The organism is Chamaesiphon sp. VAR_48_metabat_135_sub (genome assembly GCF_031418915.1).
Classification (GTDB): Bacteria; Cyanobacteriota; Cyanobacteriia; order Cyanobacteriales; family Chamaesiphonaceae; genus Chamaesiphon.
The window spans coordinates 1-11318 of the sequence record NZ_JANOJV010000323.1 but is presented as its reverse complement, the minus strand read 5'-3'; the positions used below and the strand labels follow the sequence as shown (position 1 = coordinate 11318).

Sequence of the window (11318 nt, the reverse complement as noted above, 5' to 3'; positions counted from 1 at the left end):
TCGATCGAATGTTAATGGTAAATTATCTAGAGTGACTACTCCTCGATCGGGTTGACATAAACCATCAGCGATTAAAAACATCGTAGATTTACCACAGCCATTTTGACCGATTAGTGCGGTCTTTTGATGTTTGGGCAAACGAAAGCTCAATCCCTGTAATGTCGGAGTTTTCGCCATCGGATAACTATAGTAGATATCGTGGAATTCTAGTAAATACTCAGACATAGGGTTGGAAGTTGAAAGTTGAAAGTGAATAGGCAATTTACTTTATTACTTAGTCGTAAGGTTGGCATTTCTCCCGACTAGATTTTAAGCAGTTGCAACCTGATACTTGTAATAAAATACTCAATTAGAGCCGATATAATACCTCTCCAATTATTAGTACCAAACACCCAACTATTGACTCTAGAGCGTAACGTTGAGAATATTGATAAGACTGAGGTTGCCAAAATCGGAATTCTTGTTGAAATCCACGAGCTGTGACTCCTAGGATCGACTGCTGATAACGGCTGGCCGTGCGTCGAATTAGCTGTCTCACTAGAAGGTTTAAGCTATTGAGCCTGAGCCGATGAGTTCGATAACCACCGCGCGAGACTTGGGCGGTGACAATCTGTTGGGCTGTGTTTGCTAACAGAAAAATAAAGCGGTAAACTAATAATGAAAGCTCGATTAAAATTGGCGGACAGCCAATTCTCTTGAATGTCATAGCTAAATCGATCGCGGGAATTGTCAGCACGATAAAAAATAGCGCGGAAGTACTAGCCAAAGAACGAACTAAAACTTCGATCGCCTGAATCAAACCTTGACGACTGAGATAGATTTGTCCAACCCATACGCTCATTTGCCACAAGGAGTCAGCCCGTATATCTGGTGAGATAAATCTAGTGTATTCGATCGCCAAAGCTGGCATACTAGTCACGAGAAATACTAAAACCCCAGCTATCATCGAACTATAAACTTGGCGCGGAATACCTGCATAAACCACGCTCCAAACGCTCATCCACACAAATATGAAGATTTGCACTGGATAGTGAGTGATGAGGGCGAGCAATAGCACTACAAGTGCAAAATAGAGCTTTTGTGATGGGGGTAAATGACGCAGCCGATTGCTGTAGGCGAGAGTGTCAAGCTGAATATGCACTAATTGCTATTTTCTACTATTAGAGCAGTCTCCCTGACAAAGAAGCTTGATATTCGGTTGATGTCGCGGCTTCTTCGATCTTCCGGCGTTCGGTGCGACCTTTATACAGCCCTAAAATATAACAAGCGACCCCCGAGCCGATCGCGGCTTGAGTAGCAAATAGAAAGGTTTCTATTTCGCCACCAGATGGCTTGATTACAGGCTCAAACCAAGGTTTATATCCAGGGCTAACCGATTCGATCGCCGTAATATTAATACTATCTGTTGCCTTAAATTCTTTGCCCTGATACATTAAGACTGGAGCCATAGACAAGATGACTGCACCACTTAATAACCACGCATTAATTGATGATTTTTGCATCTAAATTATTTCCCTTTTGAAATAGTCCGAGTGTTTTCAATTCTTGTTGACCGTAATCTTGGAGCCAATTCCATACTAGCACTGTCAATAAACCTTCACTAATTGCCAGGGGAATTTGGGTAATGGCAAAGACACCTACAAATTTGACGAACGCTGCCATGAATCCGCCTTGTGCGGCCGGAAAAGCCAGGGCTAATTGGACTGCAGTGACTAGATAAGTACACAAATCTTCTAACATTGATGCCAGAAATACCGCAATTTTCTGATGTCCGGTTTTGGCGATCGCATTATAAACGACGTAAGCTACCAGCGGGCCGACAATTGCCATTGAGAAGGCATTCGCGCCTAAGGTTGTCAGTCCCCCATGAGCCAGGAGGATCGCCTGAAATAGCAGCACCAATCCACCCATAACAGACATCGCCATCGGGCCGAATAGAATCGTGCCTAGCCCCGTTCCGGTGGGGTGAGAACTACTGCCATTAACTGAGGGAATTTTGAGTGCAGAGAGGACGAAGGTAAAGGCTCCAGCCAATGCCAAGAGGAGTTTGAGTTCTGGGTGTGCTTTGGTAATCCGATCGATCGATCTTAAACCCAATAAGAAGAAAGGTATGGCAACTATCCACCAAAACACCGCCCATTGAACGGGTAAATAGCCTTCAGCAATATGCATGGCATGAGCTGGTGTCGGCGATCCGACCACTAAATAGCTGCTCAAGCCAACCATTGCTAGCAATGTAGCAACTCGCCGATTTCGATATTTTGTCACCTTGTACCTCGCAGATGAACGTGATTTATTTCGATCGATGGGTGTTCTGACTCAGTTAATTCAAGACTCAACAGCTTGAAAACATTACAGTTGCGGGACAGCGTTGGACTTTGCACCAATCTTTCCCCATTGATTTCCGTGGCTGATTTGCAATTAATAATTAATAATGATTAATTATCAATTTTTTTCAGAGCAGTACTGCCGACGACTGGCTACAGTCTAGCATCTAAAATGTGCTGTCGATCGAACCTGTAGAGAATAATAGTGAGAGGGATCGGATCTCGATCGACAAGTAAGGGTATGCTGGTTTCCCTCAGCATACCCTCTGTAACTATCCACTATCCACTATCCACTATTTGCTAAGTCGTTCTAACTGCCGAATAATCTGAGCGTGTTGAAGGTTGTCTCCCCGATCTCGCCGTTTCTCATGCCCAGAGGCTCCAGCATCAAATTGATAGAGACCCATTTGAGCGTATTCTAGAGCAGAATAACGCTGAGGTCCGATCGCTGGAGCTTGAATATCGGCACCTGCGGCAATTAATAATTGGACGATCTCACCGTACCCTGCATAAGCAGCACTAGAAATCGGTGCGAACCCTAACTTATCTCGTAGATTAACATTAGCTCCAGCGCAAATTAGTAGCTCGACAATTTTGGTATGCCCTGCTGCTGAAGCATTGCCAATTGCCGCACCTCGATCGAGATCCAGATTCACCTTAGTTGTCAACAGCGATTGAACTTGCTCGATATTGCCCGCAGTTGCAGCTTGGATCAGTTGAATTGATTCCAATCCTACTGTTGAAGCACCTGCTTGAATCAGCAGATTTAACATTTGGTAATTTTCGGCTGCGGCTACTGCTGTCAGTACCGTATGTCCACGATCGTCACGCAGATCGAGATCTGCACCAGCCGCGATCGATGTCTCGACACAATCCGCATAGCCAGAACCAGCTAATGCGGCATGGAAGATCGCCGTTTTGCCCCCAGCACCCCGTTGATTGATATCGGCACCACCAGCAATCAGTAGTTTCATCACCTGTTGACGATTGCTAGCAAAGAAACTCCCCGCTGTTAGCATCAGTGCTGTCATCCCCAGCCCTAAACCATCATCATCGCTAAGGAGATTGGGGTTGGCTCCCGCAGCTAAAAGAGTATTGACGATCGATCGATGCCCGTAATAAGCCGCAGCCATCAGTGCGGTATGTCCTTTGGCACCGATTTCATCGATTTCCACGCCAATCTCAATGGCCCGATTAATCTCATCGATATTGCCCATTGTCGCCATTTCGATGAATTTTTCCACCGGACGATTTTGTTCGCGAATCCGACGTTTGCGCGTAGCTTGGAGCAAATGTTCGCCATCTCGATCGGCACACAGTCGAATTATGGTGTTGACGAGGGGATATAAATAATTATAAATCTCGCGTTCTTCACATTTAGCTGCTAGGAGAATTGGTGTTTCACCGCGACTCCAGACATTGACATTTGCCCCTGCTGTCACCAATAGTTGGACGACCGATCGATGCCCATTTTTAATAGCAGATAGTAATGCTGTCCAACCATCCGATCCGACGGGTTCGTTCACATTCAATCCTCGTGGTAAGAGCATTTGAATAATTTCGACTTCACCGCGTTCCGCTGCTAATCCTAGTGCGGTAGTCCCAATATTTCCACAGTGAGGATTGGCTCCCGCCGCGAGTAGACACCTGACGAGATCGGCATGTCCGCGATCGATCGACATCCCCAACGGCGAATAGCCCAAATTCCAATCATAGCGATCGAGACTTGCACCCACCTCAATTGCCTGTTGGGCTAGATCGAGATCTCCGTCGATTACCGCTGCCATCAATGAGGTATTGGTAGAATTTTCCTCATATCCACCCGTGAGATCGATCTCATCATCTTGTTCGATCGCAACCTGTCCGAAAATATCAGTACTAGTTTGGGTATCGGGATCGTAGTCAGGCTCATCATCCCCAGCAATAACCGGAAATAAACTAGAATCGATATCCGCAAGTAAGTGTCGATCTTCAATGGAGGGGGTTACTTCGGTGGCGATAGAGACTCCACCAGCAATTTCGATCGATTCGGCTGTCACATCTTTGCCCAGCATCTGTTTGTAGAGATTGAGATCGTCTAGATCGATCGCATAAGTTTCACCCTCTTCCCAAGTATTGTTGAGCGAGAGGGAATCCTCATCCATTTCAAACATCGTATCCATATCGACAATCTGTTGGGATCGCAGCTCTGGTAAAGCAGCTACCCTAGCTACCGCTGGTGTTGAGACCAACGAACTAAAATCTTCCAAAATACAGGTTTCAGTGTCGCCCCACGATCCCATTGGGACTGATAGACGATCTGGCTCTCGATCTGCATCAGCCGTAAGTTTTTCTAGATCGGGACTGAGGTCAAAAGCATAAGTCTCACCTGCTTCAAATTCGACTTGATTGGATTGATGCTGAAAGCTGGTCATGGTGATTTCGCTATCGACAAACATTTCCGTCTGCTTGAAAGTTGGTAGACTCTTACCAAGATCTGCGTTGTCATTAAAAACTTTGTCTAGATCGAAGGTATAGGTGTCTTCTGCATTGGATTCCATATCTTGCCAATTAGCTCTACCACCAGACATATCTTTGTTCATTGTCACGCTTTGATTACTTGTGTCGAACCGATCTGGCTCGGTAGTTTCCGCTCTGGAGAAAGAAGCTTCAGACACGATGGGCATAAATTTCTCGATTTCAGTAGCTTTGCTACCTGTAGGCTGATTAATCAGGTCGATTAAATTTTCAAATGGGACCTGTCGATCTAACGATTCGGCAAGTTTAGCTTCAACTAAATTTTCCTCTGCTACCGAAATCGAACTAGCATCGACATTCACAGCAATTGGTAATCCGGAAGCCGGACTTTGCTGGACTTTCATTTGGGCACCAGCAGCTACCAGTAGATCGACAATCTCCAAATTACCTTGACGACAAGCTAGTGCCAAAGGTGTTTGGCCGCGATGATTGGCGCTATTGATTGCTGCCCCCGAATCGATCGCCAGCTTGACTCGATCGTAACTAACTGCGGCAATTGCGTCAAATAAGCTCTGGGTTTTGGGATCTACACTCATGATTGCTGTGTCCAAATTGGGGAAGAGGCGATGTGCCCACGGCACCGCCTATAATTCTATCTTTCCCCAATAAATACCCAAAATTTAGATCTGGCATTTTTTGTTGCCAATTTTCAGAGTCACTCAGTTGAGATCGGCATCGCCCTTTCCCCATCCCTGTTACCCCTTTGCTCTAAGTTAGTTGATAATGAAAAGACTCCAGTTTTTCATCCAAGGTTGATATGTTCCGTCAAATTCCACTTAGTTTAGTCTTGATTAATGTTGGCGGTTTGCTAGCACTCATCGGCTTTTTTGCATACGCTATCGACGATCCTACCTTCAATCTGATTGGTTTCTTCTATGGTGTGCCCCTGCTCTTAGGCGGTTTGGCTCTCAAGTCAGCAGAACTAGAACCAGTTCCTTTTAGCGAACTCACTTCTGCTAGTGTGATTAAGCTCCGCGACAAACAAGCAACATCGACACTAAATCAAATTCGCAAAGATGTCACCCGCTTCCGGTACGGGCAAGAAGCTCATCTGGATTTGGCTTTGGAAAAACTCGGACTAGCTCCTAGCGATGACGATCGTCCGATTTTAAAAGGTCTTCAAGAATCCGAAATCGATGGTGATTACGCACTTATTTTAGAATTCTATTCTCCTTTTATTACAATCGAAACCTGGCAAGAAAAACGCGAGAAAATTACTAAATTTTTTGGACCAGGTATTAAAGTTACGATCGAACCAGACATAGAAAAAGAAGAAATTAATGTTGCACTAATCGTCGATACAGCAACCGCACCAATTACTTCTCCAGTCTAACCACATACCATTGCAAGTATTCTCCTGGTGCCAGATCCAGCTCGCAGCTAGTATCGAGGAGATATTGTACTCTCTCATCGACACCAGCAATTCTTTGGACATCGATCGGTAGGTCGTCAGCAAACTTAATTACAATTTTTTTGAGCTTATCAAACATTTCTACCGGAGTAAGTAATTCCTCCGGTCGATCTGTCTCTAGCACAACATAAGCATCATTATTAAACATTAAAGAGTCAGACATAATAGGTTTTAGGTTTTAGGTTTTAGATTTTAGGGACTTTAAAGCACAGCTATTAATTAGCAATTATCAATTAATTTATGAATCCAATCCTCTCACTTAAATACGAACCTGCTTTAGAATCTCTAGGTGCTGACTACTATGATGACGTAGTAGCAGCAGAGTTCCCCCAACAGATTTTACGCTTTCGCAATGATGACTTGCTTATTCAACTGGGACTAGATCCCACAGCAGTCAGTGACGAACATTTTACTGAAGCTTTTGGCAAATTTTCTCACCCACCTCATCCGCTCCTGGCATTACGCTACCACGGTTATCAATTTGGCGAATACAATCCTGGGTTGGGCGATGGACGAGGATTTCTGTATGGACAGGTGCGAGGTATCGATGGAGAATTGTACGATTTTGGGACTAAAGGTTCGGGGAGAACGCCTTATTCTCGCGGTGGCGATGGCATGTTGACGCTCAAGGGTGGCGTGCGAGAGGTTTTAGCTGCTGAAGCTCTCCATCGGATGGGAGTTAACACTTCTCGCTGTTTGAGCATGGTGGAGACAGGTTTGGACTTATGGCGGGGGGATGAACCTTCGCCGACACGTTCTTCGGTCATGGTCCGATTTAGTCGATCTCACATTCGCTTTGGTACTTTCGAGCGGTTAAATTATCTCAAACGGAAGGATTTAATTCAGAAGTTATTAGACCATACAATTGAATATTATTATCCTCATCTGAGTGCAGTTGAAACTATCGTTGGCACAGCCTCTCGGAACGAGAATCGCTATGCTCAATTTTACACCGAATTAGTCCAGCGAGTCGCCGAATTAGTCGCTCAATGGATGGCCGCAGGTTTTTGTCATGCAGTCCTCAATACTGATAATATGTCAATTACTGGCGAAAGTTTTGACTATGGCCCTTTTGCTTTTCTTCCTACTTACAATCCTGATTTTACCGCTGCCTATTTCGACCACTATGGCCGCTATAGTTATGGCAATCAACCTGGCATATGTAAACTAAATTTGGAACTGCTTCAACAGCCTTTAAGTGCGGTTATAGATACTGCGGAGATGATAACAGCACTGGCTAAGTTTGAGGAGTATTATTTTCCTGCTTATAAAAAGTTGATGTTACGCAAGCTAGGTTTGGTGGGAAAAACTACGCCAGTGTGGGACGAGTTATTAGTTGCGACGTTGCAACTATTGGCTGATACTCAAGTGGGGTATCATCAATTTTTCTTTGAATTGAGTCAAGCATTTAAGCTGCGATGGATAAAGGATCTCAATTCAATTTTAAATGAGACAGAATTAATGCCAGAAGTGGCGGGAAATTCTGTTTATTATCAATGGTTGCAACTTTATCATCAAGCTTTGATTAATCTGCCTGAGTCAGAGTTACGCTCGATCGGCGATATTCTGATGCAAGCTAATCCCGAAACTATTTTGCTACGTCCACAGATTGAAGCAGTTTGGGAACCGATTGCACAAGAGAATAATTGGGAACCTTTTTATGAGTTATTGAAAAAGATTCGATCGGGTGAATAGTTACTATCTTTAATATATTTTAAATTTGACCGCAGCGAATCAAGACAGAGGCGCAGGGGGCGCAGAGAAGTTGCTCATGGGAAGTATTGATACGTCGATCGATCTATTGTTAAAAACTGCATTAATTGTTGGCGGGGGACAGGGAATTGGGTTGGGATTTGTGAGGAGGTTACTCGCAGCAGATAATATCGAGCGTGTCTATGCGACTTATCGACGAATAGAGTCAGCGACAGAATTACTAGCTATAACAAATCCAAAGTTGTGCTGTCTCCAAATGGATATTACCGATGAAGCTCAAATTGCGGCGGTGATTAAACAGATTCAATCTGAGACTAATACGCTCCATTATGTTATTAACTCTGTCGGGGTTTTACATGAAGGGGAGATGCAGCCAGAGAAGAGTTTGCGACATATTAATGGGGAACAACTGTTACGTTATTTCCAAGTTAATAGTGTGGGAGCGATGCTATTATTCAAACAAGTACAGCCATTATTAAAGCATCAAGATCGATCGATCCTCGCGACAATTTCAGCTAAAGTTGGCAGTATTGGCGACAATCAACTTGGTGGTTGGTATGGTTATCGAGCATCCAAAACAGCATTAAATATGTTTATTCGGACTGCCGCGATCGAGTATAAAAGAACTTGTCCCCAAGCAATTTTAGTCGCGCTCCATCCTGGGACGACAGATACGCGCTTATCGCTTCCCTTTCAACGTAATGTTCCACCAGAGAAGTTATTTTCAGTCGATCGAACTGTGGGACAATTATTGATAGTGATGGATGGACTAGATTTCGGCGATAGTGGGGAGTTCTTTTCCTGGGATGGTAGCCGTTTACCCTGGTAATTCGTGCAAAATAACTCACATGAAAATTATTCAGCACACTAAAACTAAACTAAAATTGCAAGCCAAAGATCGCCAGACGATCGTCACTAGTTCGATCTTTGGTATTCTCATGTTAGCGATCGGTTGTATCTTGATGTATATCGATCGGACTGAAATTACGCGACTATCTTATTCGGTTGTAAGGGCAGGCTGCTAGTAATGGCACTAAAATCGATCGAGGCGATTGTTGGGTTTCCGATCTCAACCGACTTGACAGAGCTGCTTAACTACAGATCTGACATGACCCAAATCTGCTAGCTTCTGTAAAACCTTATTGGTGCTTTGAGCCACAGTTTCTCGATCGGTTTGACATTCGACTTCAGGCTGTAGTGGCACATCATAACCTGAATCAATTCCAGTGAAATTCTCAATTAGTCCCGATCTGACTTTTTTATACAACCCTTTGACATCGCGATGTTCGCAAATTGCCAAAGGTGCATTAACATAAACTTCAATAAAATCGCCAATATTTTGGCGTAGTTCTTGGCGAATTTCGAGATGGGGGGCGATTGCCGAAACCAATACAATTACCCCATTTCTGGTTAAAAGATTAGCAACAAAACCAATTCGCCGGATATTTTCCTGGCGATCGACAGTACTAAAACCCAATCCTTTACACAGGTTTTGACGGATCTCATCGCCATCGAGGATTTCTACTTTGGCATCAGTAGTTTGTAGCTCCTTCATCACCGCACGTGCGATCGTCGTTTTGCCCGCTCCACTCAATCCTGTAAACCAGACTGTTACCCCTCGTTGTTGTCGATTCATCTCTATTATTCCTTTTTTAATTCAATTCGATCTCGATCGTCATTTAACCCATGTTACTGCCAAACCGATAAAACTCTGAATTGGGAATTGCTGACGATCCAGTCGATCGACAGACGGGTTATGCTGTAGTTAGCAATGCAGCAGAATTATTCATTGCGGCGACACCAGCATTTAAAATTAAAGCTCGATCGACAAGAGAAATAATTCAATCTAAATAATAAAATTAAATACCTATATGAAAAAAATCTTACCTTTGCTCTTATTATTGTCATGTCTCGCAGGGGCACAGGCAAACAGCCAACAAATAGCAAATCAGCCAGCAGCAATTAGCAATAGTTGGAAACAATTAGATCGATTGAACTATTCTCTACAATATCCTAATGACTGGGATTTGGCAGAGAGTGAGGGCATAGGAGCTGTTTTTGTGATTCTTGCTCCTTTGGAATCAAAAGAAGATAAATTCAGAGAAAATGTTAATCTGGTCATTGAAGATTTGAAGGGACAGACCATCGACCTCGATCGATATGCCAAGCTGTCGAAAGGTCAGTTGAAGGCAGCACTAACCAATTTTAACCTCATCGACAGCCAAAAGAAAAGTAATGGCGGTCGTGAGTATTTCAAAGCCATTTTTACTTGGGATGATGCACCATTTCGCTTGAAAGTCGAACAATATTATTGGATTGTAGATGGTAAAGCTTATGTGCTGACTTTTACCAGCGAACAGGATAAATTTGCTAATTTTAGTGAAACTGGCGAAAAGATCCTCAACACATTTACCTTTAAAAAATAAATATTAGCGCAAGTTGCTAGTTATAACCAAGGTTAAAGATTTGGGTATTGGGCATTGGGTATTGGGTATTGGCGATGGGATAAAACCTAAAACCTAACAGCTAAAACCTAACACCCATCCCACTAAAAACCTATAACTAGCAACTTGGGTTATTAGCAAAAATACTCTAACTCCATGTAGACTGAGGATCGAAAAATTGGGTGTGCATTTATGATGAAAATCGCAACAATCTGGGGCTGGTTATTGGTGCAATTGTTAACGCTCGTTCCGGCGCAGGCACAGCAGCCACAAGCGATTCCAGCGTCTTCGCCGTCATTACCCGCAATCTGTGCCGATCGACTGCCGACAGCAATTAATGAGATAATCGATCGACCCGAATTGCGCCGCTATCGATGGGGGATTGTCGTTCAGAAATTAGATGGGACAAATCAACTTTATAATCGGGATGGCGATCGATTATTCATTCCTGCGTCTAATGTCAAGTTAATTACGACCGCAGTTGCTCTGCGTCAGTTAGGCGGTGCGATGCGATTGCGGACATCGGTATATCAGCTTCCTTTTACTGGAAATAAATCCAGCTTATTAGTGGTGGGTAGAGGCGATCCCAGTCTAACAACAACAGGATTGCAATCGATCGCCCAACAACTCAAACAGCGCGGCGAACGCCAGATCGACCAAATTAATTTCGACGACAGTTATTTTCGTGGGGAACAGGTTCACGGCGATTGGGAATGGGGTGATTTATCGACTGATTATGCCCCAGCAATTAATGGTTTAATGTTCGATCGAAATGCTAATTCGCTGATTGTCAGTCAACAGCAAATTGGAATGCCACTTAAATATACCTGGAAAGATCCTAGCTTAAATAGTTGGCAAGTCGATAATCGTAGTTTGACAGTTCTAGGCGATCGAGATAATACTATT

General features: G+C 43.8%; 14 protein-coding genes and 1 riboswitch. Of the genes, 7 read left to right on the top strand and 7 right to left on the bottom strand.

The features are described from left to right. The 5 genes from RMO55_RS22035 to RMO55_RS22015 all read right to left on the bottom strand — a co-directional run. Positions 1-225: ATP-binding cassette domain-containing protein (locus tag RMO55_RS22035; protein ID WP_310430274.1), on the bottom strand; the 225-nt coding region annotated here is incomplete at its 3' end. A gap of 124 nt (positions 226-349) precedes the next feature. Beyond that, positions 350-1141 carry a cobalt ECF transporter T component CbiQ gene (cbiQ, locus tag RMO55_RS22030; protein WP_310430273.1) on the bottom strand — a complete coding sequence of 264 codons (792 nt, stop codon included), beginning with the start codon at positions 1139-1141 and terminating at the stop codon, positions 350-352. 19 nt (positions 1142-1160) lie between these two features. Further along, on the bottom strand, positions 1161-1502 hold the full coding sequence (locus RMO55_RS22025; RefSeq protein WP_310430272.1) for an energy-coupling factor ABC transporter substrate-binding protein: 342 nt from the start codon (positions 1500-1502) through the stop codon (positions 1161-1163). Continuing rightward, positions 1483-2226 carry an energy-coupling factor ABC transporter permease gene (locus RMO55_RS22020; RefSeq protein ID WP_396134453.1) on the bottom strand — a complete coding sequence of 248 codons (744 nt, stop codon included), beginning with the start codon at positions 2224-2226 and terminating at the stop codon, positions 1483-1485. The genes RMO55_RS22025 and RMO55_RS22020 overlap by 20 nt, the downstream gene beginning before the upstream one ends. Before the next feature lie 60 nt (positions 2227-2286). Continuing rightward, positions 2287-2448, bottom strand: a riboswitch (cobalamin riboswitch). A 172-nt stretch (positions 2449-2620) separates the two neighbouring features. Next, a complete protein-coding gene (locus RMO55_RS22015) occupies positions 2621-5380 on the bottom strand; it encodes an ankyrin repeat domain-containing protein (RefSeq protein WP_310430270.1) in 2760 nt (919 codons plus the stop codon). 221 nt (positions 5381-5601) lie between these two features. Between RMO55_RS22015 and RMO55_RS22010 the strand changes: the two genes are divergently transcribed. After that, positions 5602-6177 (top strand): DUF2854 domain-containing protein, encoded by a 576-nt coding sequence (locus RMO55_RS22010; RefSeq protein WP_310430269.1) that lies wholly within the window; start codon positions 5602-5604, stop codon positions 6175-6177. On the opposite strand, the gene RMO55_RS22005 is transcribed toward RMO55_RS22010, so the two are convergent. Further along, on the bottom strand, positions 6161-6418 hold the full coding sequence (locus tag RMO55_RS22005) for a chlororespiratory reduction protein 7 (protein WP_310430268.1): 258 nt from the start codon (positions 6416-6418) through the stop codon (positions 6161-6163). The genes RMO55_RS22010 and RMO55_RS22005 overlap by 17 nt on opposite strands. Before the next feature lie 77 nt (positions 6419-6495). Here RMO55_RS22005 and RMO55_RS22000 point away from each other — a divergent pair, with 77 nt between their 5' ends. The 3 genes from RMO55_RS22000 (at position 6496) to RMO55_RS21990 (ending at position 8993) form a co-directional block, all read left to right on the top strand. After that, complete coding sequence (locus tag RMO55_RS22000; protein ID WP_310430267.1) at positions 6496-7950, top strand: protein adenylyltransferase SelO family protein; 1455 nt, start codon at positions 6496-6498, stop codon at positions 7948-7950. A 76-nt stretch (positions 7951-8026) separates the two neighbouring features. Next, complete coding sequence (locus tag RMO55_RS21995; RefSeq protein ID WP_310430275.1) at positions 8027-8797, top strand: SDR family NAD(P)-dependent oxidoreductase; 771 nt, start codon at positions 8027-8029, stop codon at positions 8795-8797. Positions 8798-8816: 19 nt separating this feature from the next. Continuing rightward, positions 8817-8993, top strand: coding sequence for a hypothetical protein (locus tag RMO55_RS21990; RefSeq protein ID WP_310430266.1), 177 nt, complete (start codon positions 8817-8819; stop codon positions 8991-8993). Between the two features lie 44 nt (positions 8994-9037). Here RMO55_RS21990 and cysC read toward each other — a convergent pair whose 3' ends face one another. After that, entirely contained in the window at positions 9038-9604 is a 567-nt protein-coding gene (gene cysC / locus RMO55_RS21985; protein WP_310430265.1) for an adenylyl-sulfate kinase, read from the bottom strand. Positions 9605-9684: 80 nt separating this feature from the next. Between cysC and RMO55_RS21980 the strand changes: the two genes are divergently transcribed. The 3 genes from RMO55_RS21980 to RMO55_RS21970 all read left to right on the top strand — a co-directional run. Next, the gene (locus tag RMO55_RS21980; RefSeq protein ID WP_310430264.1) at positions 9685-9822 is read left to right on the top strand and encodes a hypothetical protein; all 138 of its coding nucleotides are present in this window, start codon (positions 9685-9687) and stop codon (positions 9820-9822) included. A gap of 17 nt (positions 9823-9839) precedes the next feature. Beyond that, positions 9840-10394, top strand: coding sequence for a PsbP-related protein (locus RMO55_RS21975; protein WP_310430263.1), 555 nt, complete (start codon positions 9840-9842; stop codon positions 10392-10394). A gap of 210 nt (positions 10395-10604) precedes the next feature. Then, positions 10605-11318, top strand: a 714-nt coding sequence (locus RMO55_RS21970; RefSeq protein WP_310430262.1) for a D-alanyl-D-alanine carboxypeptidase, incomplete at its 3' end; no start/stop codon positions are given.